The following is a 25,763-nucleotide window of genomic DNA, read 5'->3' as shown; positions in this document are numbered from 1 at the left end:
AGTTCAGTCTATGCACCCATTTCATTATATATTAAATTTTTTCAGATAAGAGGGCAATTAACATGCGCCTTAAGTACTGGAAATGAGTATATTTACTCTAGGAGGGATCAAAATATGACAAAAATCGCGCTCGATATAGGTCATGGGGAAGATACGTATAATCGTACAGGAAGCAAAGGTGTACTCGGGTTAGAAGAGCATCATTTCAATGCAGCCGTTGGAATTGAATTAAAGAAGCTCTTAAATCACAATGGATTTGACGTTTTCTTTACACAGCTGCCATTTGCCAACGATGTTGGTCTTAAATACAGGACCGATTTGGCAAACCGGGAACGCGCGGATCTTTTCTTTAGTATTCATGCTGACGCAAATGCAAACAAACAGATTGAGGGTCATTGGGCCTTTTATTGGAGCACTTCTTCAGATGGAAAGAGGCTTGCAGAACTTTTAAATGAAGAAATGAATAGGATTGTGGGGACTCCGCCGGTCGGAACTGGAATAAAAGCATGTCGCTCAGATGTTTCTTGGCCAAATTTTCATGTGATTAGAGAAACGAAAATGGTCGCAGTCTTGCATGAGCATGAATTTATGACAAATCCAGCTGGACTTAAACGCCTGCAATCTGTTGAATTCCGAAAGAAATGTGCAGAAGCGGATGCACGGGCGATTTGCCGCTACTACGGGGTTACATTTAAGCCGCTATCAGCAGTTTCAGAGAAAGATTATCACGGCCATTGGGCTGAAAAATCAATTGAAAAGGCAATCATAAAAGGCGTTATGTCAGGTTATCCGGATGCAAGCTTTCGACCAGAACAAATGGTCACCCGAGCTGAACTAGCCTCAATGTTAGACCGATTAAAATTATTAAACTAGATACTCCGCATAGCGGGGTTCTTTTTTTTTTGCAATTCTTTAATAATTAGATTATTATCGAATTAGATAATAATCTAATAGAGTGGGAGTGTGTTGATATGCAGTTAAATCGACTTGTTTCATTTCATAAAGCTTTGGGGGATGCGACACGGATTAGGATTCTTTCATTATTAAAGCAAGGGCCACTGCACGGCCAGGCCATTGCCGGAAAATTAGGCTTAAGACCTCCAACAATTACACATCATATGACAAAGCTTCGAGAAGTTGGCTTAATTAAAGAACGCCGTGATAAAAATACAATCTATTTTCATCTAGATGAACGAAAGCTAGAAGCGATGGCCCGTGCAATCCTGACAATAGGAAATGAAGAAGAAACAAAATGGTCACTTCATCATAAAGAAAGCATGGAAATCATCAGTCATTTTGTAACGACTGAAGGGAAACTGCGTTCACTGCCAGCCCAACGAAAGAAGAGAATGATTGTACTTGCCTATTTTGCAAAAGAGCTACAAGTTGGGAAGACCTATACAGAAGATGAAATCAACGTATATATTCGCCGTTTCTTTGCAGACTATGCAACGGTACGGAGAGAATTTGTGATGAATCACTACATGCACCGGGAAAATAATCAATATGAGTGTAACCCAAAAGAAATGTGGCCTGTTGAAGTTTAAATTTTTTTAAACACCTAATTAGATATTAATCTAATTAGGTGGGGGGAGTAGAGGATGGGGATCTTAAAGCATGAACAAGTGTATCGAAAGTTATTTTATGCCGGCATTATAAATGGAGTAGGCGATCGGTTTAGCCAGGTGGCGGTTCTTGCTTTGCTGCTTAAATTAACAGGTTCAGGCATGGCAGTTGGAATCATATTAGCGATTAAACTTATCCCAACCTTGTTTTTTAGTCCATTGGCAGGTGTACTTGCTGACCGATACTCTCGTAAGAACATTTTAATGGTAACGGATTTCGCTCGAATTTTCTTTGCTTTGTCCTTTTTATTTGTTTCAGGGACAGAAGAAATATGGATTATTTATGTTGGGACATTCTTCTTAAGCATAGGCGAAGCGATTTATCAGCCTGTACGTAAGGCGATGATCGCTTCAGTTGTTCATCGAGAATATTTAATGAAAGTAAATGTATATGAACAAGTGATGGTCGGTGTTGTGCTTGTTATCGGGTCATTTTTTGGAGGTGTCCTTTCATATTATTTAGGAGAACAGATCACTTTTTTGTTGAACGGATTTTCCTTTTTCACCGCAGGTTTTTTTATATCTCGTGTCCACCTAAATGAACGAAAGCCAACGCAGCGCCAAGCTTTTATTTTTCATCAACTTACTAAAACATTGAAAATAGCATCACCGAGCGGCAGAGTCATCTCAATTAATAGAATCCCCTTTAAAATAGGAGACTGTCGTAAAAAATGAAAAGCGCCGCCAAAAAAGTGTTTATGCCGTTGAAAAATATGAAGCAGGTGATTTTGGGATTGGTTTATTTTATGCAGCACTCGGTTTTGGCCTAGTTTTGACGATGCTTGTAGGAGATAAGCTTCGTCGAAATCTGTTGTTGCTTGGGGCCTTAACTATTATTGCTGAAGGAATATTTCAAATCTTAATCAGTCAAATGTCAAACTTATATACTGCTGTGCTTCTATTTGTGCTTGTATCCTTTGCAGGGGGGATCGGTAACGCTTGTTTGGATACTTTATTAATGAGAAATATACCGGAGGGAAAGCAAGCAACTGTGTTCGGCATTATACATACCATAACCAATGCGCTGTTCGGTGTTTTTATGCTGATCGCTGGGTATCTACTCTCTGTATTAAGGTCTATAGACCTAGGTGTTATTGGAGGAAGCTGGTTTATAGGAATTGGTGTATTTGCAATTATCATTGTTATAAAGATACAAACAGTGGGAAAAGCGAAAAAAACCAACTACAACATTGAATTGTGAACAATTTATGACAAGTCCTATTTTCAGAAAAATCAATAGGACATTTAGTTTATTTTTAATGTAAATTTAAGATAGCATTTAATATAATGGGAACAAGAGCAACATTTAGAAGATAATAGGAGGTTATTTGTTCAAAGGATTCAATCGTGAAGCTTTGAGCATATTTTGGTTACTTAGACGTTCGGTGGGCTTTGGGAAAATCAAAGGTAACAGGGGGAATATTTTTATGAGGAACGGTAAAAAAATGGTTTGGAATTCGAAAGTCGTAATGTCGATTTCTTTGGCGAGCGGTATTCTTTTTGCTAATGGGGTTATAGCGAACGATGCAGAGGCGATGTTTTCGAATCAAGTGGTAGCAGTTGGAATGGACACAAGCGAAATTAATCAAGAAAAGATATTAAATGATATCCAAGCGGGCAAAATAAAGACGACACCTTATCAAGTGAAATCTGGAGACACACTTTGGAGTATCTCGAATCAAAAATATGGTTCACCTGTCTTTCTCCATATTTTGGCCAAAGTGAATGAGTTAAACACATATGAAGATTTAAGTGTTGGCTCTACGGTCGATATTCCTCTTCTAACACCTGTACGTACACCTGTTAATAAAAATGAAGAATTCTATTCCGAATATACAATTCAGCCTGGGGACACAATTTCTAAGGTCGTTACAAATTATTATGGCGATAACAAATTTACAAATGTCATTGTTGAGTATAATCAAATTAAAAATGTTCACGATTTAAAAGTAGGCGAAGTTATTAAACTGCCATTACTAGATGAATTGAGTAATGAAACGGAACAATCTCATACGTACATCTCTTTCATTGAACATGAAGTAAAACAAGGGGATACGTTATATCGAATTGCGAAAGATTATTATGGAGTGCCACTTTATATTGAAGAAATTCAAGAGTACAATGAACTCGAAGATATGAACAAACTAATGCCGGGTGATATTTTGCGTATCCCATTGTTAGAATTAAAAGAATCCTAAAATAGTTGGAGTTGTCTCTTTAGAAGAAAGAGGCAACTTCTTTATTTTGTTGTTCGATTTGTCGGAGTACGATAAAATGAAACAGCATAAGAATCGGACAAAAAGGGTGAGATGATGGAACAGTATTTGCAGCTTTGTCGACATATTTTATCAAATGGTTCACAAAAAGGTGATCGAACAGGTACGGGAACAATTAGTACGTTCGGCTATCAAATGCGTTTTGACTTGGAGAAAGGCTTTCCACTTATGACAACGAAACGTGTACCATTTCGATTAATTGCAAGTGAACTACTTTGGTTTATTAAAGGAGATACAAATATCCGCTATCTCTTACAGCATAATAATAACATCTGGAATGAATGGGCTTTTAAGAATTGGGTTGAAAGTAATGAATATAACGGACCGAATATGTCAGATTTCGGTCGCCGCAGCTTAGAGGATGAAGAATTTAATAAGCAATATCAACACGAAATGGCTTCATTCAAGCAGCGTATTTTAGAAGATGACCTGTTTGCTGAAAAGTATGGTCATCTTGGTGATGTGTACGGGAAACAGTGGCGTGCTTGGAAGACAACGACTGGAGAAACGATTGATCAATTAAAAGATGTAATTGATACAATCAAAACGAATCCTAATTCTCGCCGCTTGATTGTATCAGCGTGGAATCCAGAGGACGTGCCAACAATGGCTCTTCCGCCTTGTCATACGCTTTTCCAATTTTATGTAAGTGATGGGAAGCTTTCATGTCAGCTTTATCAACGCAGCGGGGATGTATTCCTAGGAGTGCCGTTTAACATTGCAAGTTATGCACTTTTAACACATTTGATTGCGCATGAGTGCGGTTTAGGTGTAGGGGAATTTGTACATACACTTGGTGATGCTCATCTTTACGTGAATCATCTTGAACAAGTGAAAACACAGTTGGCCCGTGAGCCGCGTGATTTGCCGAAGTTACAGTTAAATGAAGCTGTGGAATCGGTGTTTCAGTTTGAAATGGAAGATATCGAGCTTGAAGGTTACGACCCACATCCAGCGATTAAAGCACCTGTTGCTGTATAAGGAAATTTCATTCAAGCGGTGTGAGCGAAACCGGCCTCTCCTTCATAAAAGTATTTAGCGTGCTATTTTCGCTCTTTTTCTGCAGAAAGGAAGTGTTAAGGTGATTTCATTTTTAGTAGCAATGGATAAAAATCGAGTAATTGGAAAAGGAAATGATTTACCGTGGCGTCTGCCTGAGGACTTGAAATATTTTAAGCGGGTTACAATGGGACGAGCAATTGTGATGGGTCGAAAAACATATGAATCGATCGGAAAACCGCTTCCAGGTCGCGAAAATATTGTCATTACACGAAATAAGGACTTTCAAGTAGAAGGTGTGACGGTTTTTCATTCAGTAGAAGAGGCTGTTAAAGAAGCAAAATCCCGCGATGAGGAAGTATTTTTTATCGGCGGAGGGAACATTTTTGAACAAACGTTGAAGGGTGCTGATAAGCTCTATATTACAAAAATTGAAGAGAGCTTTGATGGAGATACGTTTTTTCCTGAAATTGACCCAGAAGAATGGAAGCTTGTTTCTCAGGAAAAAGGCTTACACGACGAGAAAAACCCCTATGAATATTATTTTCAAGTATATGAACGAAATGAGTAAAAGGGAGCCAAGTGCTCCCTTTCATGCTTTTACTCTTTGTTTCTTCTCGGTAAAGGCTCAACAGCAGGTCCTTCGAGAACGTCTCCTGTTACTGAAAACCTTGAACCATGACAAGGGCAGTCCCAAGAGCGCTCTGCATCGTTCCATTCAACCTCGCATCCTAAATGTGTGCATGTCGTATCGACAAGATGAAGCTCCCCATTTTTATCGCGATAAGCTCCAGTTCGCTGCCCATTTACCATGACAACAGCCCCTTCATCCTTGGCAACTTCTTCAATATGCTTTTCTGCTCGTTCAAGCTTTCCTTTTATAAAATGTCCTGCAACTAACGTGTTTTGCTTAATGAAGTTTTTCATACTTGGATCAGCAGAAAAACGGGAAGGTGTAAAGAGTTCAGAGTATGGAGAATCTTTTTTCAGCACCTCATTCTTTAACATGATTGCGGCAGTCGTACCTAAAGTCATTCCCCACTTTTTATAGCCTGTAGCAATCAATATATTCGTTTGCCGAGACGTGATTGGACCGATATACGGTACTTTATCAAGTGTAAATAAATCTTGTGCTGACCAATGATAAACGATTTTATCAATGTCAAAGATTTGTTCTGCAAATGTTTCAAGCGCTTTATAATGCTCGCTCATTGCTTTTCCATGACCAGACTTGTGACTATCTCCTCCAACTAATACAAGTGGTTCGCCATTCATAGGGGTAGAGCGCAAAGAACGAGTTGGATCCTCAGCACTAATATACATGCCGCCGGGATAGGGGTTCTTTGTTTTTACACCGATAATGTAGGAGCGTTCCGCATACATACGTGCTGAATATAGTCCTGTTCCTTCGTAAAAAGGAAAGTGTGAGCAAATAAGCACATGGCTGCAAGAAACCTTTGCACCACTACGTGTTACGACGTTTGGTCTGTCACCCTTTTCAATATCAACGGCAACTGTTTGTTCATATACTTTACCGCCGTTTTTTGTCGTTTCTTCAACAAGCTTTTTTAAATAATTTATAGGATGAAATTGCCCTTGATTGTCCATTTTGAGTGCGGCTTTAATTGGAATGTCAAACGGAATACTTTCAGTTAGAGAACCTGTAATCCCAAGCTTTTCATATGCTTTCATTTCTGCTTCAATTTTTTTGGCATACTTGTCCGTTGTTGCATAAATATATGCATCTTCTTCGCTGTAGTCACATTGAATATCCATCGTTTGAATTGTATCTTGTATGAAGTGTAGCGCTTGTTGATTTGCTTCGTAATAAGCTTTTGCTTGCTCTGCTCCATGATGCTGAATTAATTCATCATAAAAAAGGTCATGCTGAGAAGTGACTTTTGCAGTTGTGTGACCTGTAGTCCCATTTAATAAATCATTTGCTTCTAGCAAAGCGACAGTTAATCCTTCTTGAGAGAGAAGGTATGCTGCTGTAATCCCTGTAATCCCTCCTCCAACAATGGCTACGTCAACAGAAATATCCTTATCAAGTGGTGAGAAAGACGGAAGTTGACTCGTTTCTCTCCAGAACGGCTCATGCTTAGGCGTGCTATTCATGTATTTCTCCTCCTATAACAATCATGTTGTTCATAGCGTTTCCCAACCGAGAGGAAAAAAAAACCTCACATCAAAACTTTGCCATAAATTGATGATATTTCATGATATAATGTGAATAGCTAGAGTTATAGGTAAAGAGAGGGATAGAGATGTCGTACATTATTGTACCAATTGATGGTTCAGACCACGCAAATAAAGCACTTGACTACGCAATATCGATTTCAAAAGCAACGAGAGATACATTGGTTCTTCTTAACGTGCAGCCTCGTTTTGAAGAAGTACTTGAAACACCTCCTCACAATGATGAAGAGATAAGCAGTGATCATTATAAAAAAGGTGAAAAAGCACTCCAAGCAGCAGCAAAGCGTGTAGTAGAAGCGAATGTTCAATACGAAAAGAAAATCCGAACAGGACTAGCAACCATTGAAATTGCTGAAGAAGCAAAAGAACGAAAGGCAAATTGTATCATTATGGGGTCAAGAGGAATGGGGCCTGTTGTTAGTAAAGCATTAGGCAGTGTCAGTTACGGTGTTCTTCATCTGGCTCCTTGTCCACTTACATTAGTGCCAGCAAATTGCGAATTATGAGGTGAAATGAATGCAGATTTCTTCAGGGACGTCTTACTCTGCACTACACCAACCGAATTATTCCAAACCACAAGAATCACACAATAACAAAATAGACCAAAATCATGACCAAGAAAAGCAGCAAGCAATTAATAAGGAAAAGTCTTCATCAGAGCGTCAAGAAAAGAAAAATGAAGAGAAGCCAGAGGTGCGTGCTCAAATTCAACAATTGAAGCAAAATGAGCAAAAGGTGAAAGCGCACGAACAAGCTCATATGTCAGCTGGTGGCGGATTAGCCGGCGGGGTTAGCTTTGAATATACACAAGGTCCTGATGGGAAAAAATACATTGTCGGTGGAGAAGTGCCTATCCAGATTGCGAAAGGTAAAACACCTGAGCAAACCGTACAAAACATGGAGCAGGTGAAAAGAGCTGCCTTAGCTCCTGCGAACCCGTCTCCACAGGATCACCGAGTTGCTGCGAAAGCTTCGATGCTTCAAATGAAAGCCCAACAAGAGGCATATAAGAAAGATAAAGAGAGCATGGAGCAATATCGGCTAGAAAAAGGTATCAGTCCAAATGAGCAAAAGCAACAAGCAAATCAGGAACCACCACAAGAAGATATAACGACCAATACAAATCAAGTGGAAAGCTTAGCAACATCCCCTCTACAGCAACCTAATTATGAGCGTATTTCAATTGCTGTATAAGCATTTGTTCCTTACCGGAGCAAATGCTTTTTTTTCTTATTCAAATTCGTATGATAAATCCTATTGCTAACTTGAGCTCACCAGTCATAAAAGGGCATTAAGGTATCTTTTATCAAAAAATTCATAAAATACAAAATTTATACAAAATTTAAAGTAAGTCTATCCATTATTTTCGTTATAATTATTGAAGGGGAGTTTCTTTTGTAGAGGGGGAGAAGAAGTGACGTTCTTTCATTCAATGAAATGGAAAGTGGTTTGGCCGATTTTGCTTGTGATGGCAATCATTATTACAATAATGGCTGCAATTATTTATTGGTACACAGCTAATCACTTAGAAAAGCAAGGAGCAGGGATGACGGAAACAGCTCGGTTTGCTGTGGAAAATGCGATAAAGGCTAGAAATTACTCTGAACAAATTCTTGAAAAAGAAATGATTGGGCAATCTGTGATGTTAGCGCTTTTAGTAGAAAAAGGAACCAATTATGATGAGCTTGTTGCGTTATCTAAACGTTCTGGAATTGATGAATTTTGGTTAACAGACGAGAAGGGCAATACAACTTTAACTAATATGGCACCGAAGGTAGATTTTAATTTCGGAAGTGACCCAAATGGTCAAGCATATGAATTTATGGATTTAATTGAAGGAAAGCGAGAAGTGGTCACGCAGCCTGCTCAAGTGCGGACGGTTGATGATCAAGTATTTAAGTTTGTCGGTGTAACCGGTTGGAATCGCCCGCAAATTGTACAGGTCGGTCGTAACGGCCAGGCGCTGACAGAGCTTGAGGAAATGATTGGTGTCCAAGCCATTTTAACAAATATGAAGAAAGAGCTTAGCGACCAAGTGCTTACAGCAGCGATTGTTTCAGGAGATGGAAAGGCATTAATGTCAAGTGATGAAGCAGGCATATCTAATGGGGCACTTGAGCAGTTTAACAAGATAAAAAATGAAAAAGACATTACATTCGAGCGCTTGCAAGTAGATAACAAGAAGGCGATGCTCTATGCTGCTCCACTCTCAAATGGAACCTATCTTGTTCTAGTGCTCTCAAATGAGGTTCTTACGGGAATTGCTAATATTATGTTCCTGCTTACAATTGCTACACTTGTTCTGTTTGTGTTACTTGTTCCTACACTTGTATCCAAACAACTGCATCATATGGATGAAATCACTAATTCTTTGCTTCAAATTAGCAAAGGTGAAGGTGATCTGACAGTTCGCCTCGATGCTTCAGGGCATGATGAAATGAGCAAGCTGGCATCTGCATTTAATTTAATGATTGAGAAAATCCAAAACATTATGCGTCACGTACAAGCAAATGGTGAGCACGAGAATGAATCAACAACACAGCTTGTACTATCCGCAGACCAAGGGAAGCGGGAAAGTGAAAATATTTCAACGCACTTACAAGATGTGTCGGATGATTCTTCAGCCCAGTTTGAAAGGTCCAAGCATGCTTCGACAATGATTAATGAGATGATGAATGCTATTCAAACAATTGCCTCAGCGTCTACGAATGTAGCAGATTTAACAGTTGATGCTGCTCAAAAAGCACAGCTTGGAGATAAAGCTTTGCATAATGTTACAAATCAAATGGAGCATATTGAAAAAACGGTTTTTGATTCGTCTCAGTCAGTAAAGAGTCTTGATGAAGGTGCACAGGAAATCAGCAAGATTGTTGGCATGATTTCCGGCATTGCAGAGCAAACCAATCTGTTAGCATTGAACGCTTCAATTGAAGCAGCTCGTGCTGGAGAACATGGAAAAGGTTTTGCCGTTGTTGCTGGTGAAGTGCGTAATCTTGCCGAACAAACCCAACATGCGCTTCAACAAATTGCGGCGCTTATCCATAAGAATGAAGAGAAATCAAAAGAATCATTAAAAATGATGGGAATGGTCTCTGAGGAAGTAAGTGAAGGAAGGGACATGGTTAATCAAATTAGCACCTACTTTTCGGATATCTATCAATCTGTTCATGAAGTAACTGCAAAAGTTCAAGACTTCACAGCTACAACAGAAGAAATGAGCGCAGGCTCTAACGAAGTAAGCGAATCACTGACAATGATGACAAATTTAGCTCAAAGCTCAGCACAAAAAACCGAAGAAATTTCAAGACTAACCGATCACCAGCTTCAGGTTATCCAAGAAATCGCAACTTCCGCACAAGATACTGCTAATCAAACAAAAGAACTGCAAGCGATGATAAATCGCTTCAAAGTGAGCTAAGCACGGGGAGATTCCTGTGCTTTTCTTGTTGTTTGTGCCTCGCTTTATGTTTTTTTGATTTTTCAACACATTGGAAATGGCGCCACCATTTGCTTACTGGGTATGATAATGTTGAAAGCAGGTGTTAGCCATGAGAAAAAAAGTAATAGTTGTCGGCGGAGGAATTGGAGGGTTGACAGCTGGAGCATTGTTAGCCAAAGATGGATTCGACGTCTCGGTATTTGAAGCCTCGAATGAATGGGGAGGATGTGCGGGAAAATTTCAGCGCGGGTCATTTCTCTTTCCTGTCGGGGCCACATTAGGAATGGGCTTTGAAAAAGGCGGAGTCCACGAACGTATTCTAAGTACCTTAAATGTGTCAATACAAACAAAAGAACTGGATAAAGTGATGGCGATTCATACGCCAGGCAGAACGATACATTATTTTCGGAATCGTGAACAGTACCTTGCAGAATTAAAAACACATTTTCCGAATGAAATAAATAAGATAAATGCTTTTTATAAAGAAGTATGGCAAATAGCAGAGCGTGTGCGTCAGCTGCTCGACCCTCTTCCTGTTCTTCCGTTAACAAGTGCAAAAGATGCTGTTAACTTAATCAGCTCCCTTCCTCTCTCATCATGGAGGCTTCTTCCTTATCTCACTCAAACGATGGACGGTTTATTGAAAAAACACAAGCTTGAGCAAGCGAAAGAGTTTGTTCACCTGCTTGATGCACAGCTGATTGACAGTATGCAGGTAACCACAAAAGAATGTGCAGCTGTGCTGGCATGCTATGCACTTGATATTTATCATCAAGGTGCCTTTTATGTAGAAGGTGGCTTGTATCGAGTGGCTGAAGAGTTAAAGGATGCAGTAATGAGAGATGGTGGGAAGGTTTATAAGCGGCGTGAAGTTGTTCATTTGGAACGACAGCATAGCAAGTGGCATGTAACAGACAAAAGAGGCCATATTGAAGAGGCTGATCATGTCGTATGCAACGTGCCTGTCCAAGCGCTGTCAACATTGCTGCGTGAGGAAGATTATCAGCAGTTATCAAATCGGTATAAAAGGAAAGCGAACGTTCCTCAATGGGGCACATTTACGGTGTATGCGGCTGTAAATGAAAAGGTTGTCCCAAATAATATGCCGGTATTTCAGCAAGTAATGTTGACTGAAGATGGCAGTATGAGTGAAGGGGATCACTTATTTGTTTCAATTTCTGCTCAACATGACTGTCTGCGGGCCCCGCAAGGATTCCGCACATTAACGGCAAGTACACATACAGACCTTTCGAAGTGGAAAACAAAAGAAAAGTATGATCGTAAGAATGTTGAACTAGCTGAAAAAATGAAACAAGGGCTTCGCACAGTACTTCCACAGCTAGATGAAGGGCTGGAGTTATGGATAACGGGTGGACCGCGTGCTTGGGAACGTTTTACAAAAAGGCCGCATGGGATGGTTGGCGGCTTTGGCCAATCACCTGCACACAGTTTATTTAATAGCTTATCACACCGAAGCGGAATTGACGGCTTGTGGCTTTGTGGTGATAGTATTTTTCCGGGAGCAGGGACAATTGGAGTATCAGTAAGCGGATATCATGTGTATCGCTCAATTGTAAAACAAAGAGGCTAAAATCGTTGATAATTCAATGTAAACGCCTACATTTTGAAAAACAGCGATGGATTCATCAAACGGGGTTTTCAGATAAAAAAATCGTGTTATAATAGGTTTACAAATTTTCGAAACATATAGATTATTCCGTTACAACCTATCCGTTACAGGTAGGTTTTCTTTTTACCAATTGTTACGTTGAAAAAGCGGATAACGATATGCGAAAGCTTGAGTTGAAATCAAGTTTCTTAAATAGGTATAGGTAGTACCGCGTTTGCTGTTACAAACAGTGGTCAACCATGAAGTTTAAACCTTACCACGAAAGGATAGTTGGAAGAAATGGAGAAGACAAAGATGAAAAACCCCGTCCATTTAGAAGATGTTGTAATTGCAAATCAAGTGTTAAAAGATGTAGTGGTGCAAACGCCGCTGCAGCGCAACCAAATCCTATCCGAACGTTATGAATGTAATATCTACTTAAAAAGAGAAGACCTTCAAATTGTCCGTTCATTCAAGCTTCGCGGCGCCTATAATAAAGTACAAAGCTTAACGCCAAAAGAGCTTGAAAATGGTGTTGTATGCGCCAGTGCAGGGAACCACGCCCAAGGTGTTGCTTATGCATGTAAAGCGTTAAACATCCATGGTAAGATCTTTATGCCATCGACAACTCCAAGACAGAAAGTATCTCAAGTTAAACGTTTTGGTGCTAATAATGTAGAAGTAATCCTTACTGGAGATACATTTGATGATTCCTTCAATGAAGCGATGAAGTGCTGTGATGCGGAAGGACGTGCCTTCATCCATCCATTTGATGACCCGAAAGTCATTGCAGGGCAAGGTACAGTCGGGATGGAAATTATGAATGAGATAGACGACAATGTTGATTACTTATTTGCAGCTGTCGGCGGTGGCGGACTGATCTCTGGAATCGGGACGTATATGAAGAGTTTGAGTCCTGCAACAAAGCTTGTCGGCGTTGAACCAGCTGGTGCCCCGGCATTGAAACAGTCTTTAACAGAAGATAAAGTTGTTAAGCTAGAAAGTATTAATAAATTTGTAGATGGTGCAGCAGTACAGCGAATCGGCCAGCTGCCATTTCAAATTTGTAAAGAGCTGTTAGACGAATCAACAGTCGTGCCAGAAGGAAAGATTTGTACAACAATCCTTGAGCTTTACAACGAAAATGCAATCGTTGCCGAGCCAGCAGGAGCTCTTTCCATCGCGGCTCTTGATTTCTATAAAGATGAAATTAAAGGGAAGAATGTCGTCTGCGTTATTAGCGGTGGGAATAATGATATCGGAAGAATGCAAGAAATTAAGGAGAAGTCACTTGTATACGAAGGGTTGAAGCATTACTTTATTGTAAACTTCCCGCAACGTGCAGGAGCACTCCGTGAATTCTTAGATGAAGTGCTTGGTCCACAGGATGATATTACACGATTTGAATATACAAAGAAAAACAACAAAGACAATGGTCCAGCCCTCGTCGGTATTGAATTAAAACAACGTGAAGATTATGAACCATTAATTGCACGCATGAAGAAAAAAGGCTTCGAATACATGCCGATCAATCGTGATGAGCAATTATTTAATTTGTTAATCTAATTCAAGTTCCGCTGCAACTGCAGCGGTTTTTTCATTAATAGCCGCTAGAATTGTTCGGTTTTCTTTGGGAGTTCCACCAGCCGATCGGTTTAAGCGGGCTTTCTCCGCTTTTCGAATGTCTAGCTGCGGCGGCTAGGGGCTCGAGGTCATAAGTCAGCCTGTTGCGGGGCCAAAGAGCAGTCCCCTTCACATTCTGCCTTATGCTTTTCGCCCCTGGTCAAGCCGCCTCCGCTTTTCGAGATGTCCAGCTGCGGCGAATAGAAACTTGTATTGCTTCACCTTCCCGCTCCGAGGCAAAGGGCGCCTCTATGCGTGAAGGCTCCAGCAAACAAGGTTTCTGAGCGATTCGCCTCCGCTTTTCGAATGTGAACGAATGGTGAAAGTTTTTTTGGTTCTTGCCAAATGGTGTGGGGTTCGCGTTATAATAGGTGTAGGACTTTATTGGATATGAGCCTTAATGGAGGAATGAAGATGCTGACAAATATCGGAATCCCTGGATTGATTCTTATTTTAGTACTTGCCTTGATTATTTTTGGGCCGAACAAGCTTCCTGAGTTAGGGAAAGCAGCGGGGCAAACGTTGTCGGAATTTAAGAAGTCAACAAAGGGTTTAACAGATGAGGTAAAAGAAGTAGCGGATGATGTGAAAGAAACGGTTAAGAAGTAATAACCGCATTGTGAGGTGAAAACATGCTTTCGAATATTGGAGTACCAGGCCTTATACTTATACTTGTCATTGCGCTCGTTATTTTCGGTCCAAGTAAATTACCGGAAATCGGCAAGGCGTTTGGAAACTCATTGCGTGAATTTAAAAATGCAACAAATGATCTAATGAGTGAAGATGATGATAAAGAAAAGAAAAAAGTCGACGACAAATAATATGTTCGCTTGAGAAGGTGTAAGAGGTTGCTTACATCTTCTTTGTTTGTGTAATTTTAATAAAAGCTTGTCGGTTGTTTGGTTTTGTGAGGAAGGAAGGCGATGGGAATGGAAGAGAAAGAAAGAGATAAATCAATGAATGTAGTTGATCATTTAGGTGAACTTCGTAAGCGGATTATTATAACGGGCAGCGCGTTTTTTATTTTTTTAATTGCGAGTTTTATTTATGTTGGCGATATCTATGAGTGGTTTGTGAAAGACCTTGATATTCAATTAACCGTTTTGAGCCCAACGGAAGTTGTGTGGGTTTATTTTATGTTTGCAGGCGTCATCGCAATTGCAGCCACAATTCCTGTCGCCGCTTGGCAAATTTGGTTGTTTGTAAAGCCTGGCTTGACGCCGAATGAACAGAAAATTACCCTTTCATACATTCCTGCATTGTTTATTTTATTCGCCGGAGGGTTGTCGTTCGGTTATTTTGTCATCCTCCCAATTGTAATGAATTTCTTAATGAGCTTAAGTGAAGATATGTTTCAGACAATGTTTACAACTGAAAAATATTTCCAATTCGTTATGCGGATGACACTACCGTTTGGCGTGCTGTTTGAGCTTCCGGTTGTCACAATGTTTTTAACAAGTATCGGCATCATTGACCCGTACAAGCTTTCGAAAATTAGAAAATATGCATACTTTGTGCTTGTTGTGATTTCGGTACTTATTTCTCCGCCTGACTTTTTGTCTGATGTACTTGTTATTATTCCGTTATTATTTTTATACGAGTGTAGTATTTTCGTATCCAAGTTTGTATATAAACGTCGGTTGAAAAAGTTGAAAAAGGAAACGTATGACCAACATCTACAAAATGATTAATTCGAAAAAACGGTTACCTTAAAGGGGTAACCGTTTTTTTAATATAATAGATAATCCCTGTGCTCATGCAGTTAAGGACGTTCTGTTACAAAATTCCAATACTTGCAGACACCGTTAATATCTTATGCTAATTTAACGTTAGAAAAGTATAAAAATTTTTAAATGAAATGGGAGTATAGGGGGGAATAAAAATGAAAAAAAGAAAAACCGTTTACGAAACAGCTTTAGAGCGTGGAATTTCGAGGCGTTCCTTTTTGAAAATGTGTACGGCATTAGCTGCCACAATGGGGCTTAATTATGATGATACAAATAATGTCGTAAAAGCAATGGAAACGAAGTCTCGTGTTCCTGTTATTTGGCTTCAATTTCAAGATTGTACAGGCTGTTCAGAATCGTTTATCCGCTCAACACACCCTAAGACTGAGAGTGTGTTATTAGAGATGATTTCACTCGAATATAGTGAAGCGCTTTCAGCAGCAAGCGGTCATCAAATCGAGGAAGCCCGCAAGCATGTCATTGAAAATTATCCAGGTGAATATATCGTTGCGGTGGAAGGTAGTATTCCAGCAGATGGCATTTACTGTACGGTAGGTGGTGTTTCAGCGAAGGATTCTCTAATTGAAACAGCAAAGCATGCGAAAGCAATTATTACATATGGAAGTTGTTCAACATGGGGCGGCATACCAGCAGCAAAGCCTAACCCGACTGAGGCAATGCCTGTAACAAGCATTGTTAAAGATAAACCGGTGATCAGAGTACCGGGTTGCCCGCCGATCGCAGAAGTAATGACAGGGGTATTGGCCCACATTCTCACATTCGGCTCAATGCCTGAACTCGATCATCTTGGACGGCCAAAAGCATTTTATCGTCATCGCATTCATGATAAATGTAATCGTCGTGCTTATTTTGATGCTGGCCTTTTTGCGGAGTCTTTTGACGACGAAGGTGCAAAGCAAGGCTATTGCTTATATAAAGTTGGTTGTAAAGGACCTACTACGTATAATTCCTGTGCAGAAATGCGCTGGAATGGCGGTGTAAGTTACCCAATCCAATCCGGTAATCCATGTATCGGCTGTTCCGAAGCGAATTTCTGGGATAATGGACCATTCTTTGTACGCCGAGCAAAGGTACCAGGCGGGCAGACAACGATTAATCCTGAAAAAATTGGGGCATACGCAGCAGGTGCGACAGCCGCAGGGATAGCAGCTCATGCTGCAATAACAGCTGTGAAAAAGAATAAAACAGAGAAAGAAGATTGAGGTGAAGGACAATGAGTCAACGTATTGTAGTCGACCCGGTCACACGGATTGAAGGTCATCTCCGCATTGAAGCGGATATTCAAAATGGAAGAATTGAAAATGCATATAGCTCAGGTACAGCAGTCCGTGGAATTGAATTAATTGTAAAAGAGCGTGACCCGCGTGATGTATGGGCATATGTACAGCGGATTTGTGGTGTATGTACGTCAACACATGCTTTAGCATCGATTCGTGCTTCAGAAGACGCGTTAGGCATAAAAATTCCGAAGAATGCTCATCTGATTCGCGATATTATGAACGGTGCGATTTTTCTGCATGACCATGTTGTTCACTTTTATCATTTACATGCTCTTGATTGGGTAGACGTTGTCAGTGCGCTAAAAGCAGATGTCAACGAAACGAGTAAGATTGCACAATCTATTTCAGATTGGCCGAAGTCTTCACCAGGTTATTTCAAAGAAATTCAAACGAAGATCCAGAAAATCGTCGATAGTGGTCAGCTTGGAATCTTTGCAAATGGCTATTGGGGGCATGAAGCCTATAAGCTTCCGCCTGAAGTGAATCTGCTTGCGGTGGCACATTATTTAGAAGCGCTTGACTGGCAAAAAGAAATCGTCAAAATTCAAACGATCTTTGGTGGCAAAAATCCACATCCACACTATGTAGTGGGTGGTATGGCGACGCCAATTGATATCAATAGTGACAATGCCATTCATGCCGAGCGGTTAATGCACGTTAAGCAACTGATTGAACAAGCCCACGAGTTTGTCAACAAAGTGTATATTCCTGATTTACTTGCGATTGGTTCTTACTATAAAGATTGGCTTCATGGCGGCGGACTTGATAATTACTTGTGCTATGGTGATTTTTCAACAACTGATATTTACGATACGAAAAGCTACCGCTTCCCACGTGGTGTTATTTTGAATGGGGATTTAAGTAAGGTGCATGATGTTGATCCGAAAGACCCTGAGCAAGTAAAAGAGTTTATCGATCATTCGTGGTACTCGTATGAGAGCAGTGAAGAAGGTTTGCATCCATGGGAAGGGGAAACGAATTTTAATTATACAGGACCTCAACCGCCATACACACAGTTGAATACGGATGAAGAGTACACATGGCTGAAAGCACCTCGTTGGAAAGAACAGCCGATGGAAACAGGTCCACTTGCAAGGATGATGATTGGTTATGCACTTGGTCGCAAAGAGTATGTCAACATTATTGACAGCACCCTTGCAAAGCTTGATGTTCCAATTACAGCTTTGAAATCAGCACTTGGCCGGACAATTGCTCGCGGTCTGGAATCTGTTCTAGTTGCCGATTGGATGGTTGAGGATATGAATAGCCTGTTAAATAACATTAAAAATGGTGATCAAGTTACATTTGATCGGACAAAATGGGAGCCTGAAAGCTGGCCGAAGCAAACAAAAGGCGTTGGCTGGATTGAAGCTCCACGCGGCGCACTTGGTCACTGGATTGTGATTGAGAACGGGAAGACGAAGAACTATCAAGCTGTCGTACCTACGACGTGGAATGCATCACCGAAAGACCATAAAGGCAATATTGGCGCCTATGAAGCATCACTAAAAGGAACACCGATTGTCGATCCAAATAAACCTCTAGAGATTTTGCGCATTATTCATTCATTTGACCCGTGCCTTGCATGTGCGGTTCATTTAACAGATTTAGAGTCTGACAGCTCTGTTTCTATTAAAATCAATTAAGGGGGAAAATGGGATGGGGGTGCGAAAACAACCTTTCAGAGGTTTTGACCCAGAAGGAAAAAGTGTGCATGCTCAAGCGAAAAACGGTCGTGTGTACGTATGGGAAGCACCAGTGCGAATCTTTCATTGGTTGAATGCCTTCTCAATTCTCGTGCTGATCGTTACTGGTATTTATATTGGTAATCCGTTTATTAGTGCGCCAGTGCCTGAGGACGCTTCCTATAATTACTTAATGGGCTGGGTACGTATTGTTCATTTTATTACGGCATTTGTGTTTACGTTTAACTTGATTGCCCGCTTGTATTGGGTGTTTGTCGGTAATAAATATGCACGTTCAAATCCGCTTAAGCTGTCATGGTGGAGCGGTGTCTTTGAAACGATGAAATATTATTTGTTTCTAAAGAATAAAAAGAAGCATTATATCGGTCATAATCCGATGGCGGAATTAAGCTATTGGATCTTTATCGGGCTCGGTTCAATTGTTGTGACATTTACAGGCTATTATTTGTTGTTTGAACCACAGCCTGAATCAGCCTACGGAAAGATGTTTGCGTGGGTGCCAGCCGTATTTGGTGGAGACAGCTATATGGTTCGCTCCTGGCATCATCTAGCTGCATGGGGATTTATTATTTTTACGATTGTACATGTCTATATGGCATTTCGTGAAGATTGGCTTGCTAAAAACGGAACAGTTTCATCGATTTTCACAGGCTACAAGAATGAGAGTGGTACAGAAGGTGATAAAAATGACAGAAAGCATAGCCGCAAAACAAGTTAAAAAAATAACAGTGCTAGGAATTGGCAATACGTTGTATACAGACGAAGGCATTGGTGTCCATGTCCTTCCACAGCTTGAGAAAGCGTTAAATGAGTTTGAAGATATCGAAATCATTGAAGGTGCGACAGACGGAATTCGTTTGCTTGAGCCTGTAGAGGACACAGATTTATTGCTAATTATTGATGCGATAAATGCTGGCAAAGAACCTGGTACATTGATTGTGCTCCGTGATGATGAAATTCCGAGCTACTTTGGCATTAAAATGTCAATTCATCAGCTCGGCTTTCAAGAAGTGCTGCATGCTGCAAGGTTTCGGGAACGGTTACCGGAGCAGATGATCATGTTTGGCGTTCAGCCTGATTCGCTTGATTTTGGAATTGGATTATCAGAAGCTGTTGAAGAACAAATTCCGGCTTTGATTTCAAGCATTAAAACACAAATTCAACAGTGGAGAAGCATGGATGAACCGGCTTGAGTTCTTTCACTACGTAAAGAAAAGCGTTGTCGATACAGTCAAATACGCTGCATCTCCACTTATTGAGGAAGATGTTAAGAAAATCGACCGTTGGACAGATGAGCTTGCAGGAATTGTTTGGATTCCTTGCGAGCTTGACTTGTCTCGGTCAGAATGCATGACAACTTTCTTAAACGGCAAAAGCCTTGCATTCTTTTATAACGATGAGGTGCTGCGTTGTGTTGATTTAACGTGTGTTAATTGTGAAACGCTTGTCCATTGGTACGCATTTCAAAAAGAGTTCAAATGTTTGACGTGTGAGCATACGTATCAAGTAAGCCACATGACAGGAGAACTCGAAATACAAGAGCTGCCGCTTAAGCGGGAATATGGACAACTTCTCGTAGGATTTGAACGTAAGTAAAGGAAGATGACTATGCATGAAATGGCACTTATGAGCGATATTTTAAGTATTGTTGATCAAGATGCACAGCAACGTGGGGTAAAACGGATTACAGATGTTCAGTTGATTGTTGGGGATTTAAGTAATGCATTGCCTGATGCTCTTGAAATGGCCTTTCTTGTCTTTAAGAAGCAGGGAAAAGCACGGTTAGCAGAAGATGCGACTTTGACAATTATTCGAGAGGCTGCACATGCTGTTTGTATTTTTTGTGGAGAAGAATATGAACCGAAAGAACGTATTGCTTTATGCCCGTCCTGCTCGATGCCGGGCGGTGAACTAACAAGTGGTGAAACATTCAAAGTACATTCCTATGAAACGGATGAATAGAAAGGGGACAGCAAGATGAAAGTGACCTTGAATACAGATGTACTATCAAGTAATAACGAAGCGGCGGCATTTAACCGTGGACAATTTACAAATACGAAGACATTAGTAATTAATTTGATGAGTTCACCAGGAGCAGGTAAGACAACACTTCTCGAACGAACGATTGCATCTCTTTCAGAGCAATTCCGTATTGGCGTTATTGAAGGAGACTTAGCCACAGAGCATGATGCCAACCGTATTCGTCAAGCAGGAGCACAAGCGGTACAAATTAATACAAATGGCGGCTGTCATTTGGATGCTCGCATGGTTGCGAAAACACTTCCAGAGTTTGACCTCGATGAAATTGACATTTTGTTCATTGAAAATGTCGGCAATCTCGTTTGCCCATCTGGATATGATCTTGGCCAAAACCATAAAGTTGCAGTTTTAAGTATTCCAGAAGGAAATGATAAAATTCCGAAATATCCAGTGATGTTCCGTCGAACAGAAATGGTGTTGCTAAATAAGATTGATTTATTACCATATTTAGATTTTGATGTAAACCAAGCGAAGGAAGATTTAGAAGCAATTAACCCTGATTCCTTCTTAATGACTGTCTCTGCAAGAACAGATGAAGGCATGGATGCATGGCTGAACTGGGTAAAAGAGGCGTATAACACATGTCAGCAATCACAAAGCGAATAACAATAAAAGGACGTGTGCAAGGAGTAGGCTTTCGACCGTTTGTTTATCACCTAGCATCATCTCTATCAATAACTGGCACGGTGAAAAATAATATGGACGGTGTGACGATTATTGCGCAAGCAAAAGAATCAACACTCCAAACATTCTTAACTCGACTGTCTACCGACAAGCCGAATGCTTCAAGGATTGAGGAGATCGCTAGTAAGCGTATTGAAAGTGAGATTGATTATAAGGATTTTTCAATTGCCTCTAGTGATGATGAGGGGAGTTCTTCGCTTGTTGTTCCTGTGGACCTAGCTGTTTGTAAGGATTGTCTGCAAGAAATGTTCGATCCGCTGAATCGACGCTATCATTATCCGTTTATTACATGTACACAATGTGGTCCGCGTTATTCAATTATTGAGGCATTACCATATGACAGACCGAGAACGTCGATGAACGATTTTGCAATGTGTGAGCGGTGTGCTTCTGAATATGATGACACGAATAATCGCAGGCACCACGCGCAGCCGATTGCATGTGAAACGTGCGGACCAATTGTATCGCTTCAACAAATGGACCAAACGGTTATCGCAGAGCAACAGGAAGCAATTCATCATGCAAAGCGTTTACTTGAAGACGGAAAAATTCTGGCTGTAAAAGGCATTGGCGGGTATCACTTAGTTTGTGATGCGGCAAATACAGAAGCTGTTCACACGCTACGAATGAGAAAAAATAGACCAACACGGCCGCTCGCCGTAATGGTGAGGTCATTAGAAACAGCTCATCAGTTATGTACCGTAAACAAGGTGGATGAACAATTACTTACATCAAGTGAAGCACCAATTGTTGTAATGCCTGTTCATCATTGGGGTGTGGTGAGGAATGTCGCTCCTCGTTATCAATCGCTAGGAATTATGCTTCCTTATACACCGCTTCATCATTTGTTATTTGATAAGGCACAGTTTGATGCACTTGTGGTCACTAGTGCAAATGTTTCCGGATTGCCGATGATTTACCGAGAAGAAGATGTTTTTACCCATTTACAACCGATTTGTGATGCAGCATTAATCCATAATCGACCAATCTTACATCCGATTGATGACTCTGTTATGTATAGCGAAGGTGAGCGACCGTTTTTTATACGGAGAGCGAGAGGGTTTGCACCAGAACCAATTTCAATAGAACACAATGTAAATGGAATCTTAGCATATGGTGGAGAGCAGAAGAATACCTTTGCACTCGGTCGTCATCAGCAAATCTTTCTTTCTAAGCATATCGGAGATATAAAAGGATTCGAAATGCGTGCACACCTTCAAGAAGAGGTTGCGCATACTAGAAAGCTCTTGGGAATAAAAGAACAACACGTCATTGTCGATCAGCATCCAAATTACGCGACACGCCAGTTAGTAGAAGAACAACCCATGTTCACTGCTCAGCACCATCATGCACATCATGTGTCATGTATGGCTGACAACGGCATGAATGAACGCTGCTTGAGTATCATTTTAGATGGAACAGGGTACGGGACAGACGGTCACATTTGGGGGTTTGAAGTGTTGTATGGCGATGCTGATAGCTTCATACGCTTAGCCCACTTAACCTATACACCACTTCCAGGAGGGGAAAAAGCGATTCAAGAGCCGTGGCGAAATGCAGCGGCAATGATGATGACGACATTTGATTCTGAACGAACCTATGTTCAAAAATGTTTCCCTGACAAAACGTATGAATGCCAGATTATAAAGCAGATGGTCCAGAATAAGATTAATAGCCCGCTTGCTGGTACATGCGGCAGGTTATTTGATGCTGTTAGTGCTATTCTCGGTATTTGCAAGGTTGCAAGTTATGAAGGTGAGGCAGCGATCTTATTATCTGAGCGGATTAGAGGACAAGAGAATTGTACGTTTACTAGTTATCCATATGACTTAGTTGAAACAGAAGATATAGTGAAAATTGATTTTACAAGCATGTTAAAAGCAGTGACGCTTGACCGGTTGAATGGAAGAAGTATAGATGCGATTGTTGGTGACTTTCATGAAACAGTGGCAGAAGCTGTCGTGAATGCGCTTATAACGGCAGCAACAAAGCATGCGATTTACTCAAAGAATGTTGTCTTGTCTGGAGGAAGCTTTCATAACACCTACCTTTCGAGAAGGATTGAAGAAATGCTTCATTTTCACCATCTTAATGTTTACAAACATAAGCGTGTGCCTTGTAATGATGGCGGGCTGGCACTTGGTCAAATCATCATTGCGAAACAAGCTGCAAATGCAAAAGAATGAGGAGTGAAAATAATGTGTGTCGGCGTTCCGGCTAAAGTAATTGAGAAGGAAGAATATCAAGCTGTTGTTGATGTGATGGGGTCGACGATGACGATTGGGATTATTTTTGTGCCTGAAGTGGCGTTAGGTGACTATGTTATCGTTCATGCAGGACAAGCGATGTCGATTATCGATGAACAATTTGCGAAGGAAAGTCTCGAGGAATGGAGGAAGATCATTGATGCGCGAGATGCTTGAAGCGGCCTCTGACCCACAGCTTAGTAAGAAATTACTGCAGGAAGTGAAGCACCTTTGTACGGCCTATAAACGAAAACATCATCGCTTACCTGTCCTGATGGAAGTGTGTGGTTCACATACGATGGCGTTAGCAAAAACAGGTGTAAAGCAAGCGCTGAAAGATGACTTGATGCTTATCTCAGGGCCGGGCTGTCCTGTATGTGTGACAGCTCAAGAAGAAATTGATGCAATGATTCAGCTTGCAGAAGATAAACGCTTAATTGTTTGTACATTCGGTGATATGATGCGTGTTCCAGGTTCTACTGGCACACTGATGGATGCAAAAGCGGAAGGAAGCGATATTCGTATCGTATACTCGCCTTTAGATGCTGTGCAAATTGCTGCTGAAAACCTTGACAAGGCAGTTGTTTTTCTAGGCGTTGGGTTTGAAACGACAATTCCGATTCTAGCAGCGGCCGTGGCTTCTGCTAAGCAACAAGCTATTGACAACTTTTCCGTTTGGGTAACGACAAAGCTTGTGGAACCTGTTTTACGTACGTTGCTTGATAACGGAGAGGTGAAGATTGATGCATTCCTACTGCCCGGTCATGTTGCAATTGTGACAGGAAGCGGGCACTTTGAGTTTCTTAGTCAAGAATATAACATCGCAGGCGCGATTACGGGCTTTGAACCTGTGGAGTTGTTAAGCGGGTTGTATCAATGTTTAGCTCTGCTGCTAAATGAGGAAGCTCGGATTGAAAATAGCTACAAAGCGGTTGTTACTTATGAAGGGAATAAAGCCGCACAGCAGCTCATGGAGACTTATTTTCAGCGTTCAGATGAAAATTGGCGTGGCCTTGGGGTACTTCCAAACAGTGGTCTGTCATTACGGGAAGAATATGCTCTTCATGATGCGAAGAAGAAATTTAAAATCAAGCCTTCTGTTCCTCGTAAAACAAAGTGCCGCTGCGGAGAAGTCATCAGTGGAAAGATTACTCCAGAAGAATGTGTATTGTTTGGAAAAGCATGCACACCGCTTCAGCCAATCGGTCCTTGTATGGTATCAAGTGAAGGCAGCTGCAGTGCATCCTATCAATTCTTGAGGGAGGTGAGCGTATGAACAAAAGAATAAGTCTCGCCCATGGTGATGGTGGTGAACTCGCGCATCAGCTTATTCAAAACGTTTTCGTTGAAGCATTCGGTCATAGTGAAGAGGCGAAAAGTGATGCAGCTATCTTTCAAAGTCCTGGAATCAGGCTGGCATTAACGACAGACAGCTTTGTTATCAAACCGCTCTTCTTTCCTGGCGGCTCAATTGGAAAGCTTGCCGTTGCAGGCACAGTCAATGATTTGGCAGTGAGCATGGCAAAGCCGTTATATTTGACATCTTCTTTTATTATTGAAGAAGGCTTCTTGCTCGAAGATTTGAAGAAAATCGTCTTCGATATGGCAAAAGAAGCAAAAAAAGCTGGTGTTAAGATTGTGGCAGGCGATACAAAAGTGGTTGAGCGAGGCTCTGCCGATGGACTTTTTATTAATACAACAGGTGTAGGGGTTGTAGAAGAACGAGAGAGAATACCTTTTACTGAAGGTGACGCCGTTATCGTGAGCGGCCCTATCGGTGACCACGGTATCGCTGTTTTGGCAGCTCGTGGGGAGTTAGGCTTACGGAGTGAGGTGGAGAGTGACTGTGCTTGCTTGAATGAACCGATTCAAGCGGTTCTTGAGAAGGTTGAAGGCGTGAAGATTATGCGAGATCCAACTCGTGGCGGACTGGCGACAACACTTGTTGAAATATGTGAATCTGAAAAAATTGAGATCGAACTAGAAGAAGAACACATTCCTGTACGTGCAGAGGTGCATGGAGCATGTGACTTACTTGGCTTTGATCCGCTTTATCTTGCAAATGAAGGCAAAGTAGTTCTCGTTGTTTCTGCTGAAAATAAGGATGCGGTCTTAGAAATATTAAAGAGCTACAGCGAAACGAAAGATGCTGTTGTGATTGGTAAAGTATCAGCGACAGGCGGCGGAAGGCTTTTGCTGAAAACACCCCTTGGCAGTCACCGCATACTGCAGCGCTTATCAGGAATGCAATTGCCACGGATTTGTTAGAAAAGGGCTGACGGAATGGTC

At 41.0% G+C, this 25,763-nt stretch carries 27 protein-coding genes; 26 read left to right on the top strand and 1 reads right to left on the bottom strand.

Annotation, left to right across the window (positions count from 1 at the left end; genetic code table 11):
- Nucleotides 1-114 precede the first annotated feature (114 nt).
- The 7 genes from LC040_08750 to LC040_08720 all read left to right on the top strand — a co-directional run bounded on the left by LC040_08750 (nt 115) and on the right by LC040_08720 (nt 5,471).
- Nucleotides 115-873, top strand: coding sequence for an N-acetylmuramoyl-L-alanine amidase (locus LC040_08750; GenBank protein ID WLR52957.1), 759 nt, complete (start codon nt 115-117; stop codon nt 871-873).
- 98 nt (nt 874-971) lie between these two features.
- A complete protein-coding gene (locus tag LC040_08745; GenBank protein ID WLR52956.1) occupies nt 972-1,547 on the top strand; it encodes a metalloregulator ArsR/SmtB family transcription factor in 576 nt (191 codons plus the stop codon).
- Nucleotides 1,548-1,601: 54 nt separating this feature from the next.
- Complete coding sequence (locus LC040_08740; GenBank protein ID WLR52955.1) at nt 1,602-2,300, top strand: MFS transporter; 699 nt, start codon at nt 1,602-1,604, stop codon at nt 2,298-2,300.
- A 97-nt stretch (nt 2,301-2,397) separates the two neighbouring features.
- Entirely contained in the window at nt 2,398-2,826 is a 429-nt protein-coding gene (locus LC040_08735; GenBank protein WLR52954.1) for a hypothetical protein, read from the top strand.
- 226 nt (nt 2,827-3,052) lie between these two features.
- Complete coding sequence (locus LC040_08730; protein ID WLR52953.1) at nt 3,053-3,823, top strand: LysM peptidoglycan-binding domain-containing protein; 771 nt, start codon at nt 3,053-3,055, stop codon at nt 3,821-3,823.
- A gap of 111 nt (nt 3,824-3,934) precedes the next feature.
- Nucleotides 3,935-4,882 (top strand): thymidylate synthase, encoded by a 948-nt coding sequence (locus tag LC040_08725; GenBank protein ID WLR52952.1) that lies wholly within the window; start codon nt 3,935-3,937, stop codon nt 4,880-4,882.
- Between the two features lie 100 nt (nt 4,883-4,982).
- Nucleotides 4,983-5,471, top strand: a complete 489-nt coding sequence (locus tag LC040_08720; GenBank protein WLR52951.1) for a dihydrofolate reductase — start codon at nt 4,983-4,985, stop codon at nt 5,469-5,471.
- A gap of 29 nt (nt 5,472-5,500) precedes the next feature.
- On the opposite strand, the gene LC040_08715 is transcribed toward LC040_08720, so the two are convergent.
- The gene (locus LC040_08715; GenBank protein ID WLR52950.1) at nt 5,501-7,018 is read right to left on the bottom strand and encodes an FAD-dependent oxidoreductase; all 1,518 of its coding nucleotides are present in this window, start codon (nt 7,016-7,018) and stop codon (nt 5,501-5,503) included.
- A gap of 149 nt (nt 7,019-7,167) precedes the next feature.
- On the opposite strand from LC040_08715, the gene LC040_08710 reads away from it, so the two are divergent.
- The 19 genes from LC040_08710 to hypE all read left to right on the top strand — a co-directional run bounded on the left by LC040_08710 (nt 7,168) and on the right by hypE (nt 25,742).
- On the top strand, nt 7,168-7,605 hold the full coding sequence (locus LC040_08710; protein WLR52949.1) for a universal stress protein: 438 nt from the start codon (nt 7,168-7,170) through the stop codon (nt 7,603-7,605).
- Nucleotides 7,606-7,615: 10 nt separating this feature from the next.
- Nucleotides 7,616-8,293 (top strand): putative metalloprotease CJM1_0395 family protein, encoded by a 678-nt coding sequence (locus LC040_08705; protein ID WLR52948.1) that lies wholly within the window; start codon nt 7,616-7,618, stop codon nt 8,291-8,293.
- A 220-nt stretch (nt 8,294-8,513) separates the two neighbouring features.
- Nucleotides 8,514-10,517: a methyl-accepting chemotaxis protein gene (locus tag LC040_08700; GenBank protein WLR52947.1), complete on the top strand. Its 2,004-nt coding sequence runs from the start codon at nt 8,514-8,516 to the stop codon at nt 10,515-10,517.
- A gap of 130 nt (nt 10,518-10,647) precedes the next feature.
- Nucleotides 10,648-12,129: an FAD-dependent oxidoreductase gene (locus LC040_08695; protein WLR52946.1), complete on the top strand. Its 1,482-nt coding sequence runs from the start codon at nt 10,648-10,650 to the stop codon at nt 12,127-12,129.
- A 318-nt stretch (nt 12,130-12,447) separates the two neighbouring features.
- Nucleotides 12,448-13,713 (top strand): threonine ammonia-lyase IlvA, encoded by a 1,266-nt coding sequence (gene ilvA / locus LC040_08690; protein ID WLR52945.1) that lies wholly within the window; start codon nt 12,448-12,450, stop codon nt 13,711-13,713.
- Between the two features lie 471 nt (nt 13,714-14,184).
- Nucleotides 14,185-14,379 (top strand): twin-arginine translocase TatA/TatE family subunit, encoded by a 195-nt coding sequence (gene tatA, locus LC040_08685; GenBank protein ID WLR52944.1) that lies wholly within the window; start codon nt 14,185-14,187, stop codon nt 14,377-14,379.
- 23 nt (nt 14,380-14,402) lie between these two features.
- Nucleotides 14,403-14,591 carry a twin-arginine translocase TatA/TatE family subunit gene (locus tag LC040_08680; protein ID WLR52943.1) on the top strand — a complete coding sequence of 63 codons (189 nt, stop codon included), beginning with the start codon at nt 14,403-14,405 and terminating at the stop codon, nt 14,589-14,591.
- A gap of 108 nt (nt 14,592-14,699) precedes the next feature.
- Nucleotides 14,700-15,461: a twin-arginine translocase subunit TatC gene (gene tatC / locus LC040_08675; GenBank protein WLR53236.1), complete on the top strand. Its 762-nt coding sequence runs from the start codon at nt 14,700-14,702 to the stop codon at nt 15,459-15,461.
- A 191-nt stretch (nt 15,462-15,652) separates the two neighbouring features.
- Nucleotides 15,653-16,720, top strand: coding sequence for a hydrogenase small subunit (locus LC040_08670; protein ID WLR52942.1), 1,068 nt, complete (start codon nt 15,653-15,655; stop codon nt 16,718-16,720).
- An 11-nt stretch (nt 16,721-16,731) separates the two neighbouring features.
- Complete coding sequence (locus LC040_08665) at nt 16,732-18,444, top strand: nickel-dependent hydrogenase large subunit (protein WLR52941.1); 1,713 nt, start codon at nt 16,732-16,734, stop codon at nt 18,442-18,444.
- Nucleotides 18,445-18,457: 13 nt separating this feature from the next.
- Nucleotides 18,458-19,222: a Ni/Fe-hydrogenase, b-type cytochrome subunit gene (gene cybH, locus LC040_08660; GenBank protein WLR52940.1), complete on the top strand. Its 765-nt coding sequence runs from the start codon at nt 18,458-18,460 to the stop codon at nt 19,220-19,222.
- A complete protein-coding gene (locus LC040_08655) occupies nt 19,191-19,697 on the top strand; it encodes a HyaD/HybD family hydrogenase maturation endopeptidase (protein ID WLR52939.1) in 507 nt (168 codons plus the stop codon). Before cybH ends, LC040_08655 begins: the two co-directional genes overlap by 32 nt.
- Nucleotides 19,684-20,100 carry a Rieske (2Fe-2S) protein gene (locus LC040_08650; protein WLR52938.1) on the top strand — a complete coding sequence of 139 codons (417 nt, stop codon included), beginning with the start codon at nt 19,684-19,686 and terminating at the stop codon, nt 20,098-20,100. Before LC040_08655 ends, LC040_08650 begins: the two co-directional genes overlap by 14 nt.
- Before the next feature lie 12 nt (nt 20,101-20,112).
- Entirely contained in the window at nt 20,113-20,466 is a 354-nt protein-coding gene (locus LC040_08645; protein WLR52937.1) for a hydrogenase maturation nickel metallochaperone HypA, read from the top strand.
- 15 nt (nt 20,467-20,481) lie between these two features.
- Nucleotides 20,482-21,150, top strand: a complete 669-nt coding sequence (hypB, locus tag LC040_08640) for a hydrogenase nickel incorporation protein HypB (protein WLR52936.1) — start codon at nt 20,482-20,484, stop codon at nt 21,148-21,150.
- The gene (gene hypF, locus LC040_08635; GenBank protein WLR52935.1) at nt 21,126-23,414 is read left to right on the top strand and encodes a carbamoyltransferase HypF; all 2,289 of its coding nucleotides are present in this window, start codon (nt 21,126-21,128) and stop codon (nt 23,412-23,414) included. Before hypB ends, hypF begins: the two co-directional genes overlap by 25 nt.
- Nucleotides 23,415-23,426: 12 nt before the next feature.
- Nucleotides 23,427-23,651, top strand: coding sequence for a HypC/HybG/HupF family hydrogenase formation chaperone (locus LC040_08630; GenBank protein WLR52934.1), 225 nt, complete (start codon nt 23,427-23,429; stop codon nt 23,649-23,651).
- Complete coding sequence (gene hypD / locus LC040_08625; protein WLR52933.1) at nt 23,635-24,750, top strand: hydrogenase formation protein HypD; 1,116 nt, start codon at nt 23,635-23,637, stop codon at nt 24,748-24,750. The genes LC040_08630 and hypD overlap by 17 nt, the downstream gene beginning before the upstream one ends.
- Nucleotides 24,747-25,742: a hydrogenase expression/formation protein HypE gene (gene hypE / locus LC040_08620; protein ID WLR52932.1), complete on the top strand. Its 996-nt coding sequence runs from the start codon at nt 24,747-24,749 to the stop codon at nt 25,740-25,742. The genes hypD and hypE overlap by 4 nt, the downstream gene beginning before the upstream one ends.
- The last annotated feature ends 21 nt before the right edge of the window (nt 25,743-25,763 follow it).

The organism is Bacillus tianshenii (assembly GCA_020524525.2).
Lineage (GTDB): Bacteria > Bacillota > Bacilli > Bacillales > Bacillaceae_N > Bacillus_AV.
The sequence above is the reverse complement of the archived record's forward strand: the minus strand, read 5'-3'. Positions and strand labels throughout refer to the sequence as shown.

Bases quoted from the DNA above. Each gene is read 5' to 3' on its own strand.
- LC040_08750 (WLR52957.1), top strand. From the start codon at position 115: ATGACAAAAATCGCGCTCGATATAGGTCATGGGGAAGATACGTATAAT.
- LC040_08745 (WLR52956.1), top strand. From the start codon at position 972: ATGCAGTTAAATCGACTTGTTTCATTTCATAAAGCTTTGGGGGATGCG.
- LC040_08740 (WLR52955.1), top strand. From the start codon at position 1,602: ATGGGGATCTTAAAGCATGAACAAGTGTATCGAAAGTTATTTTATGCC.
- LC040_08730 (WLR52953.1), top strand. From the start codon at position 3,053: ATGAGGAACGGTAAAAAAATGGTTTGGAATTCGAAAGTCGTAATGTCG.
- LC040_08725 (WLR52952.1), top strand. From the start codon at position 3,935: ATGATGGAACAGTATTTGCAGCTTTGTCGACATATTTTATCAAATGGT.
- LC040_08715 (WLR52950.1), bottom strand. From the start codon at position 7,018: ATGAATAGCACGCCTAAGCATGAGCCGTTCTGGAGAGAAACGAGTCAA.
- LC040_08710 (WLR52949.1), top strand. From the start codon at position 7,168: ATGTCGTACATTATTGTACCAATTGATGGTTCAGACCACGCAAATAAA.
- LC040_08705 (WLR52948.1), top strand. From the start codon at position 7,616: ATGCAGATTTCTTCAGGGACGTCTTACTCTGCACTACACCAACCGAAT.
- LC040_08695 (WLR52946.1), top strand. From the start codon at position 10,648: ATGAGAAAAAAAGTAATAGTTGTCGGCGGAGGAATTGGAGGGTTGACA.
- ilvA (WLR52945.1), top strand. From the start codon at position 12,448: ATGGAGAAGACAAAGATGAAAAACCCCGTCCATTTAGAAGATGTTGTA.
- tatA (WLR52944.1), top strand. From the start codon at position 14,185: ATGCTGACAAATATCGGAATCCCTGGATTGATTCTTATTTTAGTACTT.
- LC040_08680 (WLR52943.1), top strand. From the start codon at position 14,403: ATGCTTTCGAATATTGGAGTACCAGGCCTTATACTTATACTTGTCATT.
- tatC (WLR53236.1), top strand. From the start codon at position 14,700: ATGGAAGAGAAAGAAAGAGATAAATCAATGAATGTAGTTGATCATTTA.
- LC040_08670 (WLR52942.1), top strand. From the start codon at position 15,653: ATGAAAAAAAGAAAAACCGTTTACGAAACAGCTTTAGAGCGTGGAATT.
- LC040_08665 (WLR52941.1), top strand. From the start codon at position 16,732: ATGAGTCAACGTATTGTAGTCGACCCGGTCACACGGATTGAAGGTCAT.
- cybH (WLR52940.1), top strand. From the start codon at position 18,458: ATGGGGGTGCGAAAACAACCTTTCAGAGGTTTTGACCCAGAAGGAAAA.
- LC040_08655 (WLR52939.1), top strand. From the start codon at position 19,191: ATGACAGAAAGCATAGCCGCAAAACAAGTTAAAAAAATAACAGTGCTA.
- LC040_08650 (WLR52938.1), top strand. From the start codon at position 19,684: ATGAACCGGCTTGAGTTCTTTCACTACGTAAAGAAAAGCGTTGTCGAT.
- LC040_08645 (WLR52937.1), top strand. From the start codon at position 20,113: ATGCATGAAATGGCACTTATGAGCGATATTTTAAGTATTGTTGATCAA.
- hypB (WLR52936.1), top strand. From the start codon at position 20,482: ATGAAAGTGACCTTGAATACAGATGTACTATCAAGTAATAACGAAGCG.
- hypF (WLR52935.1), top strand. From the start codon at position 21,126: ATGTCAGCAATCACAAAGCGAATAACAATAAAAGGACGTGTGCAAGGA.
- LC040_08630 (WLR52934.1), top strand. From the start codon at position 23,427: ATGTGTGTCGGCGTTCCGGCTAAAGTAATTGAGAAGGAAGAATATCAA.
- hypD (WLR52933.1), top strand. From the start codon at position 23,635: ATGCGCGAGATGCTTGAAGCGGCCTCTGACCCACAGCTTAGTAAGAAA.
- hypE (WLR52932.1), top strand. From the start codon at position 24,747: ATGAACAAAAGAATAAGTCTCGCCCATGGTGATGGTGGTGAACTCGCG.